This is a genomic window from Escherichia sp. MOD1-EC5950, assembly GCF_002965345.1.
Taxonomy (GTDB): Bacteria; Pseudomonadota; Gammaproteobacteria; order Enterobacterales; family Enterobacteriaceae; genus Escherichia; species Escherichia marmotae.
Genome location: NZ_PTSR01000021.1, coordinates 61,973 through 82,882, shown reverse-complemented (window position 1 = coordinate 82,882; position 20,910 = coordinate 61,973). Strand labels below are relative to the sequence as shown.

General features: G+C 50.1%; 23 protein-coding genes and 2 tRNA genes. 6 read left to right on the top strand and 19 right to left on the bottom strand.

Going from position 1 to position 20,910, the window contains the following annotated elements; translation table 11 throughout:
• Window positions 1-77, bottom strand: a tRNA-Met gene (locus tag BEA93_RS18270).
• A 347-nt stretch (window positions 78-424) separates the two neighbouring features.
• Between BEA93_RS18270 and argG the strand changes: the two genes are divergently transcribed.
• Window positions 425-1,768, top strand: coding sequence for an argininosuccinate synthase (argG, locus tag BEA93_RS18265; RefSeq protein ID WP_001517161.1), 1,344 nt, complete (start codon window positions 425-427; stop codon window positions 1,766-1,768).
• Window positions 1,769-1,950: 182 nt separating this feature from the next.
• Window positions 1,951-2,904, top strand: coding sequence for a helix-turn-helix domain-containing protein (locus tag BEA93_RS18260; protein WP_001012981.1), 954 nt, complete (start codon window positions 1,951-1,953; stop codon window positions 2,902-2,904).
• 65 nt (window positions 2,905-2,969) lie between these two features.
• Here the strand turns inward: BEA93_RS18260 and BEA93_RS18255 are convergent.
• From BEA93_RS18255 to rlmE, 6 genes are all read right to left on the bottom strand, one after another.
• Window positions 2,970-3,056: transfer RNA gene (locus BEA93_RS18255), tRNA-Leu, on the bottom strand.
• Window positions 3,057-3,069: 13 nt separating this feature from the next.
• Window positions 3,070-3,402 carry a preprotein translocase subunit SecG gene (secG, locus tag BEA93_RS18250; RefSeq protein WP_001517162.1) on the bottom strand — a complete coding sequence of 111 codons (333 nt, stop codon included), beginning with the start codon at window positions 3,400-3,402 and terminating at the stop codon, window positions 3,070-3,072.
• A gap of 227 nt (window positions 3,403-3,629) precedes the next feature.
• Window positions 3,630-4,967 carry a phosphoglucosamine mutase gene (gene glmM, locus BEA93_RS18245; protein WP_000071146.1) on the bottom strand — a complete coding sequence of 446 codons (1,338 nt, stop codon included), beginning with the start codon at window positions 4,965-4,967 and terminating at the stop codon, window positions 3,630-3,632.
• Window positions 4,960-5,808, bottom strand: a complete 849-nt coding sequence (gene folP, locus BEA93_RS18240) for a dihydropteroate synthase (protein ID WP_105224845.1) — start codon at window positions 5,806-5,808, stop codon at window positions 4,960-4,962. Before folP ends, glmM begins: the two co-directional genes overlap by 8 nt.
• Before the next feature lie 89 nt (window positions 5,809-5,897).
• Complete coding sequence (gene ftsH, locus BEA93_RS18235) at window positions 5,898-7,832, bottom strand: ATP-dependent zinc metalloprotease FtsH (RefSeq protein ID WP_001107478.1); 1,935 nt, start codon at window positions 7,830-7,832, stop codon at window positions 5,898-5,900.
• A gap of 99 nt (window positions 7,833-7,931) precedes the next feature.
• Window positions 7,932-8,561 (bottom strand): 23S rRNA (uridine(2552)-2'-O)-methyltransferase RlmE, encoded by a 630-nt coding sequence (rlmE, locus tag BEA93_RS18230; protein WP_000145975.1) that lies wholly within the window; start codon window positions 8,559-8,561, stop codon window positions 7,932-7,934.
• 126 nt (window positions 8,562-8,687) lie between these two features.
• On the opposite strand from rlmE, the gene yhbY reads away from it, so the two are divergent.
• The gene (gene yhbY, locus BEA93_RS18225; protein ID WP_001054420.1) at window positions 8,688-8,981 is read left to right on the top strand and encodes a ribosome assembly RNA-binding protein YhbY; all 294 of its coding nucleotides are present in this window, start codon (window positions 8,688-8,690) and stop codon (window positions 8,979-8,981) included.
• Between the two features lie 155 nt (window positions 8,982-9,136).
• On the opposite strand, the gene greA is transcribed toward yhbY, so the two are convergent.
• Window positions 9,137-9,613, bottom strand: a complete 477-nt coding sequence (gene greA / locus BEA93_RS18220; RefSeq protein WP_001148001.1) for a transcription elongation factor GreA — start codon at window positions 9,611-9,613, stop codon at window positions 9,137-9,139.
• A 247-nt stretch (window positions 9,614-9,860) separates the two neighbouring features.
• Here greA and dacB point away from each other — a divergent pair, with 247 nt between their 5' ends.
• The gene (gene dacB, locus BEA93_RS18215) at window positions 9,861-11,294 is read left to right on the top strand and encodes a serine-type D-Ala-D-Ala carboxypeptidase (protein WP_105224846.1); all 1,434 of its coding nucleotides are present in this window, start codon (window positions 9,861-9,863) and stop codon (window positions 11,292-11,294) included.
• A 39-nt stretch (window positions 11,295-11,333) separates the two neighbouring features.
• Here dacB and cgtA read toward each other — a convergent pair whose 3' ends face one another.
• The 4 genes from cgtA to rplU form a co-directional block, all read right to left on the bottom strand.
• The gene (gene cgtA, locus BEA93_RS18210; protein WP_105224847.1) at window positions 11,334-12,506 is read right to left on the bottom strand and encodes an Obg family GTPase CgtA; all 1,173 of its coding nucleotides are present in this window, start codon (window positions 12,504-12,506) and stop codon (window positions 11,334-11,336) included.
• Between the two features lie 15 nt (window positions 12,507-12,521).
• Window positions 12,522-13,487, bottom strand: coding sequence for a DMT family transporter (locus tag BEA93_RS18205; RefSeq protein WP_061091075.1), 966 nt, complete (start codon window positions 13,485-13,487; stop codon window positions 12,522-12,524).
• A 126-nt stretch (window positions 13,488-13,613) separates the two neighbouring features.
• Window positions 13,614-13,871 carry a 50S ribosomal protein L27 gene (gene rpmA / locus BEA93_RS18200; protein ID WP_000940596.1) on the bottom strand — a complete coding sequence of 86 codons (258 nt, stop codon included), beginning with the start codon at window positions 13,869-13,871 and terminating at the stop codon, window positions 13,614-13,616.
• Between the two features lie 20 nt (window positions 13,872-13,891).
• Window positions 13,892-14,203, bottom strand: coding sequence for a 50S ribosomal protein L21 (rplU, locus tag BEA93_RS18195; RefSeq protein WP_000271401.1), 312 nt, complete (start codon window positions 14,201-14,203; stop codon window positions 13,892-13,894).
• Window positions 14,204-14,461: 258 nt separating this feature from the next.
• Between rplU and ispB the strand changes: the two genes are divergently transcribed.
• Complete coding sequence (ispB, locus tag BEA93_RS18190) at window positions 14,462-15,433, top strand: octaprenyl diphosphate synthase (RefSeq protein ID WP_001047349.1); 972 nt, start codon at window positions 14,462-14,464, stop codon at window positions 15,431-15,433.
• Between the two features lie 227 nt (window positions 15,434-15,660).
• Entirely contained in the window at window positions 15,661-15,939 is a 279-nt protein-coding gene (sfsB, locus tag BEA93_RS18185; RefSeq protein WP_000429729.1) for a DNA-binding transcriptional regulator SfsB, read from the top strand.
• A 47-nt stretch (window positions 15,940-15,986) separates the two neighbouring features.
• Here the strand turns inward: sfsB and murA are convergent, their stop codons facing one another.
• The 7 genes from murA to mlaF form a co-directional block, all read right to left on the bottom strand.
• Window positions 15,987-17,246 carry a UDP-N-acetylglucosamine 1-carboxyvinyltransferase gene (murA, locus tag BEA93_RS18180; protein ID WP_000357277.1) on the bottom strand — a complete coding sequence of 420 codons (1,260 nt, stop codon included), beginning with the start codon at window positions 17,244-17,246 and terminating at the stop codon, window positions 15,987-15,989.
• Window positions 17,247-17,300: 54 nt separating this feature from the next.
• On the bottom strand, window positions 17,301-17,555 hold the full coding sequence (gene ibaG / locus BEA93_RS18175) for a BolA family iron metabolism protein IbaG (protein WP_010379217.1): 255 nt from the start codon (window positions 17,553-17,555) through the stop codon (window positions 17,301-17,303).
• A gap of 159 nt (window positions 17,556-17,714) precedes the next feature.
• Window positions 17,715-18,008: a lipid asymmetry maintenance protein MlaB gene (gene mlaB, locus BEA93_RS18170; RefSeq protein WP_000004490.1), complete on the bottom strand. Its 294-nt coding sequence runs from the start codon at window positions 18,006-18,008 to the stop codon at window positions 17,715-17,717.
• The gene (gene mlaC / locus BEA93_RS18165) at window positions 18,008-18,643 is read right to left on the bottom strand and encodes a phospholipid-binding protein MlaC (RefSeq protein ID WP_000476484.1); all 636 of its coding nucleotides are present in this window, start codon (window positions 18,641-18,643) and stop codon (window positions 18,008-18,010) included. Before mlaC ends, mlaB begins: the two co-directional genes overlap by 1 nt.
• An 18-nt stretch (window positions 18,644-18,661) precedes the next feature.
• Window positions 18,662-19,213, bottom strand: coding sequence for an outer membrane lipid asymmetry maintenance protein MlaD (gene mlaD, locus BEA93_RS18160; protein ID WP_001517165.1), 552 nt, complete (start codon window positions 19,211-19,213; stop codon window positions 18,662-18,664).
• A gap of 4 nt (window positions 19,214-19,217) precedes the next feature.
• A complete protein-coding gene (gene mlaE, locus BEA93_RS18155; protein WP_000925792.1) occupies window positions 19,218-20,000 on the bottom strand; it encodes a lipid asymmetry maintenance ABC transporter permease subunit MlaE in 783 nt (260 codons plus the stop codon).
• A 7-nt stretch (window positions 20,001-20,007) separates the two neighbouring features.
• Entirely contained in the window at window positions 20,008-20,817 is an 810-nt protein-coding gene (mlaF, locus tag BEA93_RS18150; RefSeq protein WP_000438247.1) for a phospholipid ABC transporter ATP-binding protein MlaF, read from the bottom strand.
• Window positions 20,818-20,910 lie beyond the last annotated feature (93 nt).

Genomic DNA, 20,910 nt, shown 5'->3' with positions numbered 1-20,910 from the left:
TGGTTGCGGGGGCCGGATTTGAACCGACGACCTTCGGGTTATGAGCCCGACGAGCTACCAGGCTGCTCCACCCCGCGCCTGAAACGTGGCAAATTCTACTTGTTTTGAGTAAAAAATGCAAATACTGCTGGGATTTGGTGTACCGAGACGGGACGTAAAATCTGCGGCCATTATAGTGATCCACGCCACATTTTGTCAACATTTATTGCTAATCATGTGAATGGATATCCAGTTCACTTTCATTTGTTGAATACTTTCATCCTCTCCTTACCTCTCTTAAGCGCATTATTTTACAAAAAACACACTAAACTCTTCCTGTCTCAGATAAAAGATGATTAAATGAAAACTCATTTATTTTGCATAAAAATTCAGTTAGAGCAGAAATACAGGCTCATAATCAGTTAATCAAGCAGGGTGTTATTTTATGACGACGATTCTCAAGCATCTCCCGGTAGGTCAACGTATTGGTATCGCTTTTTCTGGCGGTCTGGACACCAGTGCCGCACTGCTGTGGATGCGACAAAAGGGAGCTGTCCCTTATGCATATACTGCAAATTTGGGCCAGCCAGACGAAGAGGATTATGATGCGATCCCTCGTCGAGCCATGGAATACGGCGCGGAGAACGCTCGTCTGATCGACTGCCGCAAACAACTGGTGGCTGAAGGTATTGCCGCTATTCAGTGTGGTGCTTTCCATAACACCACCGGCGGTCTGACCTATTTTAACACCACGCCGCTGGGCCGCGCCGTAACCGGCACCATGCTGGTTGCTGCGATGAAAGAAGATGGCGTTAACATCTGGGGTGATGGCAGCACCTATAAAGGAAACGATATCGAACGTTTCTATCGTTACGGCCTGCTTACCAACGCCGAATTGCAGATTTACAAACCGTGGCTTGATACTGACTTTATTGATGAGTTAGGCGGTCGTCATGAAATGTCTGAATTTATGATTGCCTGCGGTTTCGACTACAAAATGTCGGTTGAAAAAGCCTACTCCACAGACTCCAACATGCTCGGCGCGACGCACGAAGCGAAAGATCTGGAATACCTCAACTCCAGCGTCAAAATCGTCAACCCGATTATGGGTGTGAAATTCTGGGACGAGAGCGTGAAGATCCCGGCAGAAGAAGTCACGGTACGTTTTGAGCTGGGGCATCCGGTAGCGCTAAACGGTAAAACCTTTAGCGACGATGTAGAAATGATGCTTGAAGCCAACCGCATTGGTGGCCGTCACGGCCTGGGCATGAGCGACCAGATCGAAAACCGTATCATCGAAGCGAAAAGCCGTGGTATCTACGAAGCTCCGGGGATGGCTCTGCTGCATATCGCTTATGAACGTCTGCTGACCGGTATTCACAACGAAGACACCATTGAGCAATATCACGCGCATGGTCGCCAGTTGGGACGTCTGCTGTATCAGGGGCGTTGGTTCGACTCCCAGGCGCTGATGCTACGAGACTCCCTGCAACGCTGGGTTGCCAGCCAGATTACAGGTGAAGTTACCCTGGAACTGCGTCGCGGTAACGACTACTCCATCCTCAATACTGTCTCTGACAACCTGACTTATAAGCCAGAGCGTCTGACAATGGAAAAAGGTGACTCAGTGTTCTCACCAGACGATCGTATTGGTCAACTGACCATGCGTAACCTGGATATCACTGACACCCGCGAGAAACTTTTCGGTTATGCCAAAACTGGCCTGCTCTCCTCTTCTGCCGCTTCGGGCGTGCCGCAGGTTGAGAATCTGGAAAACAAAGGTCAGTAATTTCAGAGAGTTCGTGCTAAAGGCCGCCATTGCGGCCTTTTTTTACGGCTAAGAGAATGTGGCCACGCTTAGGGTTCATATGTCCGATTTCGGAGTTAAAGTAAAATTCAAATGAAATAAAGTAAATATCAGTCCATTCTATTTTTACTTTATTCTTTCATGCTCAGTAAAAGGAATGACCAATGAATGGTGAATATTTTGTACGCCTCGCTGTACATACTCTGAAATGTACCCAAAAAGATTTAGCAAACCAGTTAGGTGTTTCCTCAACACAAATTAGCAAGTGGAAAAAAGGGGAACATATGTCTACTGACATGGAAAAAAAATTCAGAGATATTACACAAATAGGGCATTACTCTCCTCAACTAGTTGAATGGACGGGCTCAGTCGAGAATGCTGAGAAATGGGATCGACTTATCCATTTTCTTGCTCAACAAGCTATGGAAGACTCTGAAACGGGTTATATAACACGACCTCTTACTGACGAAGATGGCTTTTTGGTTGAAGAAACAATAGATGTGTTGAACCGCATAGGTTTTCCTTCACCTCTTTCCTTTCCCAAAGAACTTAATATTGACGGCAAAAATGCTGATCATAAAGAGGCTTTTTGGGAGGTCATAGAGAACAACGCTCATTGTTCCGTAATCAATGACATTTACCATGCTCTGAATGACGTTTATGGATTCTACATAGCATATGTTGATGAGTTAGTTCAGGATGATGATTTAGATGTCTATTCCAGCGAAGCCATCAATATTCAGAGTTCATTGATATCACTTGCCGCATGCAAAATTGAAATTGATACTCCTATTGCGTCAAACATTAAACAGTTTCGTTATAAAGTTCAAAAAGACTACGAAAATTGGTTGAATCAACTCAAGATGATGGCATTCAGGGCGGGAATCCCGTTAAGAGCCGAACTTCTGGATATGGTTTATAACACTGCTGACCAACTTAGCGTTGCAGCAGAAGCCGAAAGTTTCGATTTCAATAAATCTCGCATTCATCCTGATATATACATGAACGAGATCCTTACTGGTATGAGAATAATTCACCAGGTGCTTCCGTTAATAATGCAAAAGTTAGAAATTACAGATTTCAAACTGGATGAAACAGACTTACGGGTGGGGAAATAACTATCAGAATGTTTAACTTATAAAAACGAAAAAAGACGCTTTTCAGCGTCTTTCTTTCGGAATATTGGTACTGAGGATGGGACTCGAACCCACAAGCCCGTTAGGGCACTACCACCTCAAGGTAGCGTGTCTACCAATTCCACCACCTCAGCACAGATACTACTCTTAGTTCGGGATATCGCTGGTCGGCTTAGCCGGAGCAGCAGGCTGAGTCTGTTCGGTTTTCGCCGGAGCACTCAGATTTTCCCATTCGCTACCTTTATTGGTTTTATTACTGTTGATGTTACCCAACACCAGACTGATGATGAAGAACAACGTTGCCAGCACAGCCGTCATACGGGTCATGAAGTTACCAGAACCACTTGAACCAAACAGCGTAGCGGAAGCGCCTGCTCCGAAGGAGGCTCCCATATCAGCGCCTTTACCTTGCTGCAGCATGATCAGACCAACAAGGCCAATTGCTACAATAAGGAAAACTACTAAAAGAGCTTCGTACATAATCAACCTGTTCCTTGCGGAGTTGCCGCGTACCAATGCTTCAACCAATAAAGCGGGATAATTTAATCTTTCCCACTGAAGCGGGTGTGAATACTAACCAAAGCGAATGACCTTCGCAAGGGCAATTTTATTGCATTGTATCAACTGCGGAAAAAAACAGCAAAACCGATGTACATAAGTAGAACAAAGGCGACAATCGCCGCCTTTTTAGCCAGTTAGCAATCGCATTAAACCGCTTTTACCGCATCAGCGATACGGTGGGCAAATTCAGTCACCTGTGCTTCGTCTTCACCTTCGACCATCACGCGAATCAACGGCTCGGTGCCAGATTTACGCAGCAGCACGCGTCCACGGCTACCCAGCGCCGCTTCAACTTCCGCTGTCACGGCTTTAACTGATTCATGCTCAAGCGGATCGCCGCTGCCTGCGGTATAACGCACGTTAACCAGAATCTGCGGGAACATTTTCATGCCACTGCAAAGGTCGTGCAGACTCATGTGGTTGCGCGCCATCGCCGCCAGTACCTGCAAACCGGCAACGATGCCGTCACCGGTGGTGGTTTTATCCAGCAGAATCACATGACCGGAGTTCTCCGCGCCGATGCGCCAGCCTTTCTCCTGCATTTTTTCCAGTACATAGCGGTCGCCCACTTTTGCGCGAGCAAATGGAATACCTAGCTGTTTCAGCGCCAATTCCAGCCCCATATTGCTCATTAATGTGCCCACTACGCCACCACGCAACTGCCCCTGACGAAGACCTTCACGCGCGATGATATACATGATCTGATCGCCATCGACTTTATTGCCTTCATGGTCAACCATGATGACGCGGTCGCCGTCGCCGTCAAAGGCAATGCCGAGATCCGCTTTTTCAGCCAGTACACGCGCCTGTAATGCACGAACATCAGTTGCCCCCACTTCGGCATTGATGTTTACACCATTCGGCTCACAACCGATGGCGATTACGTTCGCTCCCAGCTCGCGCAGTACATTTGGAGCGATGTGATAGGTTGCACCATTTGCGCAATCCACCACAATCTTCAGTTCACTGAGGCTAAGTTCGTTCGGGAACGTGGCTTTGCAAAATTCGATATAGCGACCCGCAGCATCAACAATACGGCTGGCTTTACCCAGTTCTGCCGAATCAACGCAGCTAATCTCTTTTTCCATTTCAGCTTCAATGGCTTCTTCGACTGCATCTGGCAGTTTAGTGCCGTCGATGGAAAAGAATTTAATACCATTATCGTAGAACGGGTTATGCGATGCAGAAATCACAATCCCGGCCTCTGCACGAAAGGTGCGTGTCAGATAAGCCACCGCCGGTGTTGGCATCGGGCCGGTGAAGAGCGCGGAAAGGCCCGCTGCCGCCAGGCCGGCTTCCAGCGCCGACTCCAACATATAGCCAGAAATACGGGTATCTTTGCCGATAATGATCTTACGGGAGCCGTGCCGCGCCAGTACTTTACCCGCAGCCCAGCCCAGTTTAAGCACAAAATCAGGTGTGATCGGCGCATCCCCAACACGACCACGAATCCCATCGGTCCCGAAATATTTACGATTACTCATAGCGTTTATTTTCCTTTGCAGACAGAGTGGCTTCCACCACCCGCATCGCTTCTACGGTTTCTTTGACGTCATGAACACGAATAATGTGCGCGCCCTGCATTGCGGCAATTACCGCACAAGCCAGACTGCCGCTCAGACGCTCAGACGGCCCAACATTCAGTAGCTGTCCAATCATCGATTTTCGTGACATACCCACCAACAGCGGCAGATTGAAATGATGAAATTCAGCCAGACGCGCCAGTAATGAATAGTTATGGGAGAGATTTTTACCGAAACCGAATCCGGGGTCGAGCAACAATTTCTCTTTTGCGATACCCGCCTGTTCACAACGTGCTATTTGCTCAATAAAGTAGCGATTCACTTCAGCAAAGACATCATCATATTTCGGTGCTTCCTGCATGGTCTTTGGATTTCCCTGCATATGCATCAGACATACGGGTAAACCGGTTTCCGCAGCCGCTTCCAGAGCACCTGGCTCGGAAAGGGATCGGATATCGTTAATGATGTGAGCGCCCACTCTTGCCGATTCCCGGATGACTTCCGGTTTAGAAGTATCGACCGAGATCCAAACTTCGAATCGTTGCGCAATTGCCTCAACCACCGGAATAACACGCTGCAACTCTTCTTCAACACTCACTTCCGCTGCCCCTGGACGCGTGGACTCTCCACCAACGTCAATGATCGTCGCGCCAGCGTTGATCATCAGGTTCGCATGTTTCACTGCATCAGTCAGTGAGTTATGCGTACCGCCATCAGAGAAAGAATCTGGCGTAACGTTGAGGATCCCCATTACGTGAGGATGGTTAAGATCCAGTGAAGAGCCCTGGGCAAAGAGTTTCATGGTGTTATCCCTGGTATAAATTGATAAGAAAAAACCCCGGAGCACGCCCCGGGGTTTTCGGTACAAATACAGTCATCTGATGCGGGAACTTACTTGTCGCCTAACTGCTCTGACATGGTATTACCCGGATTTGGCGTGCGTGGTTCATCAACCGGACGCGGTGCCTTTGGAGTGCCATTATTGTCAGAATTGTTAGATGCTCCCGACTCTTCCCAACCTGCAGGCGGACGTACATCGCGACGCGCCATCAGGTCATCAATCTGCGGTGCGTCGATGGTCTCATATTTCATGAGTGCATCTTTCATCGCATGCAGGATATCCAGGTTGTCGTTCAACAACTGACGCGCACGATTGTAGTTACGTTCAATCAGTGACTTCACTTCCTGGTCGATGATACGCGCAGTTTCATCGGACATATGTTTAGCTTTGGCCACGCTACGACCGAGGAAAACTTCACCTTCTTCTTCCGCATACAGTAGCGGACCGAGTTTCTCAGAGAAGCCCCACTGGGTCACCATGTTACGCGCCAGGTTGGTCGCAACTTTAATGTCGTTGGACGCCCCGGTAGAAACATGTTCCGGTCCGTAGATGATCTCTTCTGCCAGACGACCGCCGTACAGGGTACTGATCTGGCTTTCCAGTTTCTGACGGCTGGCACTGATAGCATCGCCTTCAGGCAGGAAGAAGGTCACACCCAACGCACGACCGCGCGGGATAATCGTTACTTTGTGTACCGGATCGTGTTCCGGCACCAGGCGACCGATAATCGCATGGCCTGCTTCGTGATACGCGGTGGACTCTTTCTGCGCTTCCGTCATCACCATGGAGCGACGTTCCGCGCCCATCATGATTTTGTCTTTCGCTTTCTCGAACTCAACCATCGAAACAACACGTTTATTGCCACGTGCAGCGAACAGTGCTGCTTCGTTCACCAGGTTAGCCAGATCTGCGCCAGAGAAGCCCGGTGTACCACGGGCGATAATTGCCGCATCAACATCTGGTGCCAGCGGTACGCGACGCATGTGAACTTTCAGGATCTGCTCACGACCACGAACATCTGGCAAACCAACCACAACCTGACGGTCGAAACGACCAGGACGCAGCAGCGCCGGGTCGAGAACGTCCGGGCGGTTAGTCGCAGCGATCACGATGATACCTTCGTTACCTTCGAAGCCGTCCATCTCAACCAGCATCTGGTTAAGTGTCTGTTCACGTTCATCGTGACCACCACCCAGACCCGCGCCACGCTGGCGGCCTACGGCATCGATTTCATCAATAAAGATGATACACGGAGCCGCTTTCTTCGCCTGTTCGAACATGTCACGTACACGAGATGCACCAACACCAACGAACATTTCAACGAAGTCAGAACCAGAAATGGTAAAGAACGGAACTTTCGCTTCGCCTGCAATGGCTTTCGCCAGCAACGTTTTACCAGTACCCGGAGGACCAACCATCAAAACCCCTTTCGGGATCTTACCGCCCAGTTTCTGGAAGCGGCTCGGCTCACGCAGATACTCAACCAGCTCAGCAACTTCTTCTTTTGCTTCGTCGCAACCAGCAACGTCAGCAAAGGTCGTTTTGATCTGATCTTCCGTCAACATACGTGCTTTGCTCTTACCGAACGACATAGCACCTTTGCCACCGCCGCCCTGCATTTGACGCATGAAGAAGATCCAGACACCAATCAGCAACAGCATCGGGAACCAGGAGATGAAGATAGAAGCCAGCAGGCTTGGCTCTTCAGGCGGTTCACCGACAACCTTGACGTTCTTGGTCAACAGGTTATCCAGTAGTTTTGGATCCTGAACCGGAATGTAAGTGGTATAACGGTTACTATCTTTCTTGGTAACGTTGATTTCACGTCCGTTGATACGCGCTTCACGAACCTGGTCGTTATTGACCTCTTGTAGGAAGGTAGAGTAATCCACCTTACGGCCATTAGACTCGCTGGGCCCAAAGCTCTGGAATACTGACATCAGCACAACGGCAATGACCAGCCAGAGTATTAGGTTTTTCGCCATGTCACTCAAGGGATTAACCTCTTATTACAACTGTGTTAAAAACAGCGTCAGGATACTCTATATCCAGCATCTTTCAAACTTTCGTCTGAAATCTCCCGGTTAGGGTTTACGCCCGGTCGCTACAATATACACTTCCCGCGAACGTGCACGAGAAGAGTCCGGCTTACGAACTTTAACCTTCGTAAACAGGGAGCGAATTTCCCTTAGATACTCATCGAAACCTTCGCCCTGGAACACCTTCACTACAAAACTGCCACCCGGCGCTAACACATCACGACACATTTCTAGCGCCAGTTCCACCAGATACATGGCACGGGGGATATCCACCGCCGGTGTTCCGCTCATGTTTGGTGCCATATCTGACATGACAACCTGGACTTTGCTGTCGCCTACACGCTCCAGCAGAGCCTTCATGACCAGTTCATCACGAAAATCGCCCTGAAGAAAGTCCACACCAACGATAGGATCCATAGGTAAAAGATCGCAAGCGATGATACGGCCTTTGCCGCCAATTTGGGTGACTACATATTGTGACCAACCACCCGGCGCGGCGCCAAGGTCGACTACCGTCATTCCCGGTTTAAAGAGTTTGTCACTTTGCTGTATTTCATCAAGTTTAAACCAGGCACGGGAACGTAACCCCTTTTTCTGTGCCTGTTGAACATATTTATCGCTAAAGTGTTCCTGAAGCCAGCGGCTGGAACTGGCAGAACGCTTCTTACCTGTCATTTAACTTTCCCATTGGGATAACTCATCGTAACCAATTGCGTAAATTTTTACGCGCCTATTTGGTGATATATGGGAGATGGCGGTAGAATGACCCGTTTTCAATCCCAACGTAAGCAAAAAAATACGATGAATCTGAGTACTAAACAAAAACAGCACCTGAAAGGTCTGGCACATCCGCTCAAGCCAGTTGTTCTGCTTGGCAGTAATGGTTTGACCGAAGGGGTGCTGGCCGAGATTGAACAAGCGCTAGAGCACCATGAACTCATCAAGGTGAAAATCGCAACAGAAGATCGCGAAACTAAAACCTTGATCGTGGAAGCTATCGTGCGCGAAACCGGCGCCTGTAATGTACAGGTCATCGGTAAAACGCTGGTGCTTTATCGCCCAACTAAAGAACGTAAAATCTCGCTGCCACGCTAAGATTATCCTAAAGTTACACACATTTTCTGTGTAAAACGAGGGATTTTCCGCAGGCAGGAGAGCAAAATGCCACGCTCTGTTCGTTGATAAAAGGCCGCATAGCGGCCTTTTTCCTTTCTTTACAATACATCAACATTTTGAGTATTGGGTAATTCTTACAGGTATTCCACCTTAATTACTTCAAATTCTACTTCGCCGCCCGGCGTTTTGATGACCACAACATCATCTTCTTCTTTGCCGATCAAGCCACGAGCGATAGGCGAGTTTACAGAAATCAGGTTTTGTTTAAAGTCAGCTTCATCATCACCTACGATGCGATAAGTCTGCTCTTCATCAGAATCCAGATTCAACACCGTTACGGTAGCACCAAAAATAACGCGACCATTGTTCGGCATTTTGGTGACATCGATTACCTGAGCGTTCGACAGCTTGGCTTCGATATCTTTAATACGGCCTTCGCAGAAGCCCTGCTGCTCACGAGCTGCGTGGTATTCGGCGTTCTCTTTCAGATCGCCATGTTCACGCGCTTCAGCAATAGCAGCAATGATTTCAGGACGGCGCACAGATTTCAGAAAATCCAGCTCTTCGCGTAATTTTTCAGCGCCGCGTAAGGTCATCGGAATAGCTTGCATTTGTTATACCTCTTGAATATTCCTGATGGGGCGAGTCTCCACCCACCCCGGCTGTTCGGTCAGCCCGGCATAACTCCTCACCAGGGCCAGAAGCAAAAAAATACCGACCCGGAAACAGGTCCCAGGTCAGCTACAATTCACATTTTGATGGTCATTTTACCCTGAAGTTCCCGAAGGGTCATCGTTTACTTTATAGGGTGTTGCGCCGTAGTATGACGGCTCGATTCCAGGTTGTTAGCGCGAGATTATGCGATTTTCCAGATTTATCATCGGATTGACCAGCGGTATAGCGTTCAGTGTTCAGGCCGCGAATGTTGATGAGTACATTACTCAACTCCCCGCAGGTGCCAACCTTGCCCTGATGGTGCAAAAAGTCGGCGCGTCTGCCCCCACTATTGATTACCACAGTCAGCAGATGGCGCTGCCCGCCAGTACGCAAAAAGTCATCACTGCGCTGGCGGCATTGATTCAACTCGGCCCCGACTTTCGTTTTACCACCACGTTGGAAACCAAAGGTAATGTGGAAAACGGTGTGCTTAAAGGCGACTTAGTGGCGCGATTTGGTGCCGATCCGACGCTAAAACGTCAGGATATTCGCAATATGGTAACAACCCTGAAAAAATCTGGCATCACGCAAATCAATGGCAACGTGCTTATAGATACCTCCATTTTTGCCAGTCACGATAAGGCTCCCGGCTGGCCTTGGAACGACATGACACAATGCTTTAGCGCTCCGCCAGCCGCCGCTATCGTTGACCGCAATTGCTTCTCTGTCTCGCTCTACAGCGCACAAAAGCCCGGTGATATGGCTTTTATTCGCGTGGCATCTTATTACCCCGTTACGATGTTCAGTCAGGTACGCACCCTCCCCCGTGGTTCTGCCGAAGCGCAATATTGCGAGCTGGATGTCGTGCCTGGTGACCTTAACCGCTTTACGCTAACTGGATGCCTGCCACAACGTTCTGAGCCTCTTCCATTGGCCTTTGCCGTACAGGATGGTGCCAGCTATGCTGGGGCGATTCTGAAAGATGAGCTTAAACAGGCAGGCATCACCTATACCGGCACACTGCTGCGCCAGACACAGGTTAATGAGCCGGGAACGGTGGTCGTCAGCAAACAGTCGGCCCCTTTGCATGATCTGCTTAAGATTATGCTGAAAAAATCGGACAACATGATCGCAGATACCGTCTTTCGAATGATTGGTCATGCGCGCTTTAATGTGCCTGGTACATGGCGAGCCGGCTCCGATGCCGTGCGCCAGATCCTGCGTCAGCAAGCCGGTGTCGATATTGGCAACACCATTATTGCCGATGGTTCAGGGCTTTCACGACATAACCTGATTGCGCCAGCCACCATGATGCAAGTGCTACAATACATTGCCCAGCATGATAACGAGCTTAACTTTATCTCCATGCTGCCGCTGGCAGGCTATGACGGCTCGTTACAGTACCGTGCCGGTCTGCATCAGGCGGGGGTAGATGGCAAAGTTTCGGCAAAAACAGGATCGTTACAAGGCGTGTATAACCTGGCGGGATTCATTACCACGGCAAGTGGGCAACGGATGGCATTTGTACAATATCTTTCTGGCTATGCGGTAGAACCGGCGGATCAACGTAATCGCCGCATTCCGTTGGTGCGCTTTGAAAGCCGCTTGTACAAAGATATTTATCAGAACAATTAGTTAAAAAGAAACCCCGGCGCAGTGCCGGGGTTTTGCTGATTAACGCTTGTAAATGAACTCAACGCCCTCTTCGTCGTCTTCGTCCCAGTCGTCATCCCAGTCTTCATCATCCTCTTCAGCAATCTCTTCAAGCTGCTGACGGTGATAATCATCCCACATGAATTCGACTTTCTCTGGCTGTTTCGCTTCTTCAGCCTGCACCACTGGGTTTTCGATGATAAAGGTCATCACATCCCAGCAGAGGTCTTTCACGCCCAGCCTGCTCGCTGCAGAGATCAGATAATATTTATCTTCCCAACCCAGCGCCTCAGCGATGGCTTTCGCTTTCTCTTCGGCTTCCGCTTTATCCAGCAGGTCAATCTTGTTGAAGACTAACCAGCGTGGTTTCGCCGCCAGATCCTGGCTGTATTTTTCCAGCTCGCTAATAATAATGCGCGCGTTCTCAACCGGATCGGTGCCGTCAATCGGATCGATATCGATAAGGTGCAGCAATACGCGGCAACGTTCCAGATGCTTCAGGAAGCGGATCCCCAGACCTGCACCTTCAGCAGCACCTTCAATCAGCCCCGGAATATCAGCAACAACGAAGCTCTTCTCATTGTCCATACGAACCACGCCAAGGCTTGGCACCAGAGTGGTAAACGGATAGTCCGCCACTTTCGGTTTAGCCGCAGATACTGCGCGGATAAAGGTCGATTTACCAGCGTTTGGCATCCCCAGCATCCCGACATCAGCCAGCAGCATCAGCTCCAGCAGCAGCTCACGCTTATCACCTGGCGTACCGTTGGTTTTCTGCCGGGGAGTACGGTTAACCGATGATTTGAAGCGGGTGTTGCCCAGGCCGTGCCAGCCGCCCTTAGCAACCAGCAGACGCTGACCGTGTTTGGTCATATCGCCCATGGTTTCACCAGTGCCCTGATCGATAACACGCGTACCTACTGGCACTTTAATCGTCACGTCTTTACCACGCTTACCGGTACAGTCGCGGCTTGCACCGTTCTGGCCACGCTCTGCACGGAAAGATTTTTCAAAACGGTAATCGATAAGCGTGTTCAGGTTCTCGTCGGCTTCCATCCATACGTCGCCGCCGTCACCACCATCGCCGCCATCCGGGCCGCCTTTCGGAATATATTTTTCGCGGCGGAAGCTCACACAACCATTGCCGCCATCACCTGCAACGACCAGAATCGATGCTTCATCAACAAACTTCATTTTATTCTCCGTAAATCATTCGCCTGCGCGGGGTTGCGATACCACCGTTGTATGCTTACGTAATCCGCCCCAAATACGATGACCAATGGCGGAATACATCGCGCCCGCAACCACGACAAACGCACCGAGATAACCTAAAAGGTTTAACATCGGTCTGGCGAAGAAATCGGGCCAGGCCAGTGATAAAAGATCTGAAAAAAACAGCGTAAACAGTGGAGTAAGCGTGATGATCGCGCTCACCTGCGCTGCCTGCCAGCGTGCCATCGCTTCCGCCAGGGCGCCATATCCTACCAACGTATTCAGCCCGCAAAAAATTAAACATGCGAGTTGCCAGTTGCTAAGCTGCGCTATTACCCCTGGTTTCGCCAGTGGGAAGAGCGCAATTGTACATAAAGTGTACAGCAAAAACAGGATCTGCGGTGATGCCAACCGACGCAATAAAACCTTTTGCGCCACGCCATAACTCACCCAGACCGTTGCAGCACCGACACCAAAGATAACACCCCAGGTGTAATCGGTGAGCTTTGTAAAAATCTCAACCAGACTGGTGTTAAAGAACATCACCAGCCCACTCAGAAGCATCAATGCTCCCACTACCTGAGTGCTACGCATTTTCTCTTTCAGGATAAATACGCTGGCAACCATCATGCCAACCGGCGAGAGTTGCCCTATCACCTGCGAGGCGGTAGGACTCAAGTATTGCAAGGATGAGCTGAACAGGATGAAATTCCCAAACAGTCCGGCAGTCGCCACCGCCAGTAATATCAACCAACGTGGCTTACGAAACACGCGTAATGGCGGCAGCTTTTTCTTCACTGCAAGAATGGCCCCAAGGCCAATACTCGCCATCAAGAAACGGTAAAACACGATTGTCGGAGGTTCCATCACCTCCAGCACCTGCTTCATTGCGATTGGCAACGCCCCCCAGCAAATTGCTGTGGTGAGCGCCAAAAGAATGCCAATGCCTGCCTGCTGCTTCATACCGTATTCCCTGCAAAACGCATTTGCGGATTAACGCCGCACGATGCGCATTTTTACCGGTTGTCGAATGTAAAAAGCCCCGCAACACGTTGCGGGGCTTTCATCCGTTACCGGGACGCGAAAAACTTATTCAGCTTCGATGCTGATAAACTTACGGTTTTTCGGGCCTTTAACTTCGAATTTCACTTTACCGTCTGCTTTAGCAAACAGAGTGTGGTCACGACCGCAACCTACGTTGGTGCCCGCGTGGAATTTAGTACCACGTTGACGAACGATGATGCTACCCGCCAGAACGGATTCGCCACCGAAACGCTTAACGCCCAGGCGTTTAGCTTCTGAATCGCGACCGTTACGTGTGGAGCCGCCAGCCTTTTTATGTGCCATTTGAAATCTCTCCTCAGGTCTTAGGCGCTGATGCCAGTAATTTTCACATCAGTGAACCACTGACGATGGCCCTGCTGCTTACGATAGTGTTTACGACGGCGAAACTTAACGATTTTAACTTTCTCGCCACGACCGTGAGCAACAACTTCAGCTTTGATTACGCCGCCATCAACGAAAGGAACGCCGATTTTGACTTCTTCACCGTTTGCGATCATCAGAACTTCTGCGAACTCAACAGTTTCGCCAGTTGCGATGTCCAGCTTTTCCAGGCGAACGGTCTGACCTTCGCTTACTCGGTGTTGTTTACCACCACTTTGGAAAACCGCGTACATATAAAACTCCGCTTCCGCGCACACCTTTTCAATGATTCAGAGCGCGCTATAAATATTCACAATAGGGCGCGAATATTACGCAAAACGCACGCCTTTGACAAGTGCTACAGTCAATACACGAAGAAAAAAAACACAACTTGTACGGTAACGTTTATCTGTGCCATTTTTTCAGTACAATCACCCTATATTCCTAACCATAAACCCTAAGTTGCCTTTGTTCACAGTAAGGTAATCGGGGCGAAAAGCCCGGCTTTTGCGATGAATTTAGAAAAAATCAATGAGTTAACCGCGCAAGATATGGCGGGTGTTAATGCGGCAATTCTCGAGCAGCTTAATTCCGAAGTCCAACTGATCAATCAGTTAGGCTATTACATCGTCAGCGGCGGGGGTAAACGCATTCGCCCGATGATTGCTGTACTGGCTGCACGAGCTGTTGGCTATGAGGGGAATGCGCATGTCACTATCGCCGCCCTGATCGAGTTTATCCACACGGCGACCCTGCTACACGACGACGTTGTGGATGAATCAGATATGCGCAGGGGTAAAGCTACCGCCAACGCCGCGTTTGGCAATGCTGCCAGCGTGTTGGTTGGTGATTTTATTTATACCCGCGCTTTCCAGATGATGACCAGCCTCGGCTCGCTCAAAGTGCTGGAAGTGATGTCCGAAGCGGTAAACGTCATCGCAGAAGGTGAAGTGCTGCAACTGATGAACGTTAACGACCCGGACATCACCGAAGAAAACTACATGCGCGTTATTTACAGCAAAACCGCGCGCCTGTTTGAGGCTGCTGCTCAGTGTTCCGGAATTCTGGCAGGTTGTACGCCAGAAGAAGAAAAAGGTCTGCAGGATTATGGTCGCTACCTCGGCACCGCTTTCCAGCTAATCGACGATTTGCTCGATTACAATGCCGACGGTGAACAGTTGGGTAAAAACGTCGGGGACGATCTGAACGAAGGTAAACCAACGTTACCGCTGCTGCATGCAATGCATCATGGCACACCGGAACAAGCGCAGATGATCCGTACCGCTATTGAGCAAGGCAACGGGCGTCATCTTCTGGAACCTGTTCTGGAAGCAATGAACGCTTGTGGTTCTCTCGAATGGACGCGTCAGCGTGCCGAGGAAGAAGCAGATAAAGCTATTGAAGCATTACAGGTACTCCCGGACACTCCGTGGCGAGAGGCATTAATCGGCCTCGCGCACATCGCTGTTCAACGCGATCGCTAATCCCTTCCCTGTATCCCGCGCATTGCGCGGGATAATTCCAGTAAGCTCCATAAAAATACTTATTCAGCGCAATACTCTCTGAATAATCAGGTCATTTTTCTTTATATATTCTGAATCTTCACGCTATTTACATGAACTTTTTAGAGCAATTCGCCATCAGGAGTATAGTGATGCTCGACAGAACGCATGTTTTGAATGAAAGCGACTAACTTAAGGAGTGAGGAAAGATGGAGAATAATTTCATTGACTGGCATCCTGCCGACATCATTGCTGGTTTGCGGAAAAAAGGAACATCAATGGCTGCGGAGTCTCGCAGAAATGGTTTAAGTTCTTCGACGCTGGCAAATGCATTATCACGTCCCTGGCCGAAGGGAGAGATGATTATTGCGAAAGCATTAGGAACGGAACCTTGGGTAATCTGGCCATCACGCTATCACGATCCGCAGACACATGCGTTTATCGACAGAACACAGTTAATGCGCAGCTACACCAAACCGAAAAAATGAGTTGTCTGGCGGTAGCCCCGCGAACGGGGCTGCCAGCTTTCAGACGATTACTCGCCTTTCACACGCTCGATGTTCGCACCTAAGGCACGCAGTTTGTCTTCAATGCGTTCGTAGCCGCGATCGATGTGATAAATACGATCAACAACCGTAGTTCCTTCTGCAATACAACCAGCCAACACCAGACTTGCTGAAGCACGCAGATCGGTCGCCATAACCTGTGCGCCGGAAAGTTTTTCGACACCGTGACAAATAACGGTATTGCTTTCAATCTCGGCATGCGCGCCCATACGGCTCAGTTCTGGCACGTGCATAAAGCGGTTTTCAAACACAGTTTCAGTGATGAATCCAGTCCCTTCTGCCACCAGGTTCAGCAACGTGAACTGGGCCTGCATATCGGTCGGAAACGCCGGATGCGGCGCGGTACGCACATTAACAGCCTTCGGACGTTTGCCATGCATATCCAGGCTAATCCAGTCCTCACCCACTTCAATATCCGCCCCGGCGTCACGCAACTTCGCCAGCACAGCATCGAGGGTATCTGGCTGGGCGTTACGGCAGATAATTTTACCGCGAGAGATCGCCGCAGCGACCAGGAACGTGCCGGTCTCAATACGATCCGGTAGCACGCGGTAGACGCCACCGCCTAAACGTTCCACACCTTCGATGACTATTCGATCAGTACCCTGACCGCTAATTTTCGCGCCCAGCGTAATGAGGAAGTTGGCGGTATCGACGATTTCCGGTTCACGCGCCGCGTTTTCGATAACGGTAGTGCCTTCTGCCAGAGTTGCGGCACACATGATGGTGACTGTTGCTCCAACGCTGACTTTATCCATCACGATATGCGCGCCTTTCAGACGGCCATCGACGGAAGCCTTAACGTAACCTTCTTCCAGTTTGATGGTCGCGCCTAATTGCTCAAGGCCGGAAATATGTAAATCAACCGGGCGCGCACCAATTGTACAACCGCCAGGCAGCGAAACCTGTCCCTGACCGAAACGCGCTACCAGCGGCCCCAGCGCCCAAATAGAAGCGCGCATGGTTTTCACCAGCTCGTAAGGCGCGCAGAACACATTTACATCGCGGGCATCAATATGCACAGAGCCATTACGTTCCACTTTAGCACCAAGCTGACTCAGCAATTTCATTGACGTATCGACGTCTTTCAGTTTCGGAACGTTCTGGATCTCTACTGGCTCTTCCGCCAGTAGCGCGGCAAAAAGGATAGGCAGAGCAGCATTTTTAGCGCCGGAAATTGTGACTTCGCCCTGGAGCTTTGTTGGCCCCTGAACACGAAATTTATCCATTTAATTTGTTCTCAGTTAACAATTCATATCTGCTACCGGCAAATCGCCCATAGCTCAAAAGCCGTTCAGTTTGCGATCGCGCGCCCACTCCGCAGGGGTATAAGCTTTGATCGACACAGCATGAATGCGGTTATCCGCAATATATTCCATCAGCGGACCATAAACCGTCTGCTGTTTTTTAACCCGGCTCATGCCGTCAAACATCTCACCCACGGCAATAACCTGAAAGTGGCTGCCATCGCCGGAAACGTGGACTTCCTGGAGGGAGAGAGCGTTCATCAGCACGCTCTGAATTTCATTATTTTCCATGGGATCTTCATTCATCAGTTAATAAGCCAGCGAAACATCTTAGAGCAAAGTTGCGCAGTCATAAATAAGCAAAAAGCCTTGCTGATGTATCAAACAAGGCTCAACTTGCAGGCAGATTTGCTGGACAGGCGGTTAACGCCTTATCCAGCCTGAAAAAATTTAACGAGGCAGGACATCAGACGGCAAATTATACAACTTTGCCAGGGTATAGACTTTATCGTTTACCCCCTGAAGTGTCACGCTGTGACCCTGCTTTTTCGCCAGATTGATAAGGTGGAGCAGCAACGCCAACCCACCTGTATCAACGCGGGACACGCGACTGAGATCGATGCAGGTAATTCCCTTCATCGCTTCTTCACGCACTTCCCAAAGCGGTAGCAGTACGTCTTGATCCAACTCTCCAGCTAATGCCAGAGTGTCACCCGTCTGCACCCAGCTCAGTGACTCACTCATTATTTTTTCTCTTCCAGAGTGATTTTCTGTTGAGAAATCGATTTCAGTTGCGCAGTCAGGCCGTCGATACCTTTGGTACGCAGCAGCGTTCCCCACTCGTTTTGTTTGGTGGTGATCATGCTGACGCCTTCGGCAATCATGTCGTAAGCCTGCCAGTTGCCAGTTTGGGAATTTTTGCGCCACTGGAAATCCAGACGTACCGGCGGGCGGCCATTCGGGTCAATAATGGTGACGCGAATAGGCACAATGGTTTTGTCGCCCAGCGGCTGTTCTGGCGCAATCTGGTAAGTCTGACCGTGATACATCGCCAGTGCCTGACCGTAAGCCTGCTTCAGGTACTCACGGAAAGCGGCAAAGTACGCGTCACGTTGGGCCGGAGTAGCACTCTTGTAATACTGACCCAGCACCAGTGCACCAGCGTATTTCACCTGCACATACGGCAGTAGCTCCTGATCAACAATAGTACGCAGATAATCCGGGTTAGCCCGAATTTGCGGTTGCTCATTCTTCAGGCGATCGAACGTTTTCTGCGCCGCCTCGTCCATCAGCTTATACGGATTGGTCTGGTCTGCCGCGGTTGCCGCACTCAACGGTGCAATCACCAGCAAAGCGACCATCATTAAACGTTTAAACATGCGTCGGTTCTCCTGAAATTATTTCGTTGTACCCACAGGTTCAGTGGTTTCATTATTACCTGGCGCAGTAGCTGGCGCATCGCCACTATTCTTATTGTCATCGCCTTTACTACCGTAAAGGAACTGACCAATGAGATCTTCCAGCACCATCGCAGACTTGGTGTCCTGAATTGTATCGCCATCCTTCAGGATAGCAGTACCCAGTTCGGGATCTTCAAAACCGACGTTTAACGCCAGATATTGCTCCCCAAGCAGACCGGAAGTACGAATGCTCAGCGAACTGGTGTCAGGAATGTGGTTATAACGTTGTTCAATTTCCAGCGTCACGCGTGGCAAATAGGTTTTTGGATCCAGCGTAATATCTGCCACCCGACCGACTACAACGCCACCAATACTAACCGGAGAGCGCGCTTTCAGACCGCCGATGTTATCGAACGTCGCATAGAGCGTGTAGGTTGGTTCAGTACGTATTGACGTCACGTTTGCCGCCTTCAGGCAAACAAACAGCGCCGCCAGCAGTGCTGCTAATAAAAAGATTCCCACCCAAATTTCATTTTTTTTCGTTTGCATGAACTCAATTCCCAAACATCAATGCGGTCAGCACAAAATCCAGCCCCAGAACAGCCAGAGACGAGTGGACAACGGTGCGAGTGGTTGCCCGGCTAATCCCGGCAGAAGTCGGGATAGCGTCGTAACCGTTAAACAACGAAATCCACGTCACCGTAATGGCGAACACCACGCTCTTAATCAGACAGTTGACCAAATCCATACGCCAGTCGACGGCGTTTTGCATTGCCGACCAGAAGAATCCGCTATCAATACCTTTCCAGCTAACGCCGACCAATGATCCGCCCCAGATCCCCACGGCGACGAAAATAATCGTCAGCAGCGGCAATGAAATAACCCCAGCCCAGAAACGTGGAGAAATAACCCGACGCAGCGGATCGACCGCCATCATCTCCATACTGGAGAGTTGTTCTGTGGCGCGCATCAAACCAATTTCAGCAGTTAACGCCGAACCGGCGCGTCCGGCAAACAGCAACGCGGCAACCACCGGCCCCAGTTCACGCAGCAGCGATAACGCCACCAGCATCCCCAGACTGGTTTCCGCACTATAGGTGGTCAGAACCAGATAACCTTGTAGACCCAGCACCATTCCGATGAATACGCCAGAAACCACAATAATCAGCATCGACAGGACGCCGACATTATAGAGCTGACGCACCAGCAGCGGCGCGTGTTTACGAAATTCCGGTTTGCCGACCAGCGCATTGAATAACATTAACCCGGCCCGCCCGAACGTTCTCAGGGTTTTAATCCCTTTATGTCCAAGCGACGCCAGCGCATTTAACAGCATGAGTGGCTTAACTCCCTGGTAAAAGATCAGCGTGATAATCGCCGGCAGGATAGCGGAACGGAACAGGCCCGTCAGCTATCCCGTCCAGAAACTGACGGACACGCGGATCGGGATTCTCCTGCAACGCCTGAGCGCTACCGTGAGCAACAATCTTTTTGTCCGCCAGAATCCAGGCGTGATCCGCAATACTTAAGACTTCCGGCACATCGTGAGAAACCACCACACAGGTGACGCCCAGCGCGCTGTTCAGCTCAGAAATCAGCTTCACCAGTACGCCCATAGTGATGGGATCTTGCCCAACAAACGGTTCATCAAACATGATGAGATCTGGCTCCAGGGCAATTGCGCGCGCCAGTGCGGCGCGACGAGCCATCCCGCCGGAAAGTTCAGAAGGCATAAGTTTAGCCGCTCCACGCAGCCCCACCGCTTCCAGCTTCATCATTACCGTACTATGCAACAATGGTGCGGGGAGCTGGGTGTGTTCGCGCAGTGGATAGGCAACGTTGTCAAATACGTTCATATCGGTGAACAACGCCCCGGACTGAAACAACATGCTCATGCGTTTACGCACCGTGTACAGGCGCGAACGAGACATCGCCGGAATATTCTCACCATCAAAAAGGATCTCACCGTGATCAGGTGCGATTTGCCCACCAATCAGTCGGAGTAGCGTCGTTTTACCGATGCCCGATGGCCCCATGATTGCCGTGATCTTCCCTCGCGGCACGGTCAGGGAAATATTATCGAAGATGCAGCGATTGCCACGCGTAAAACTGACATCGCGCATATCGACTAAATTCGCCACAGACTGCTCCATAATTCACCCTTCGTCTTGCGTTGATTTTTTAAGCATGACGCTCAATTTAACCTTGAACCCAACATATTTACAGAATATTACCCGCCGTGGTTA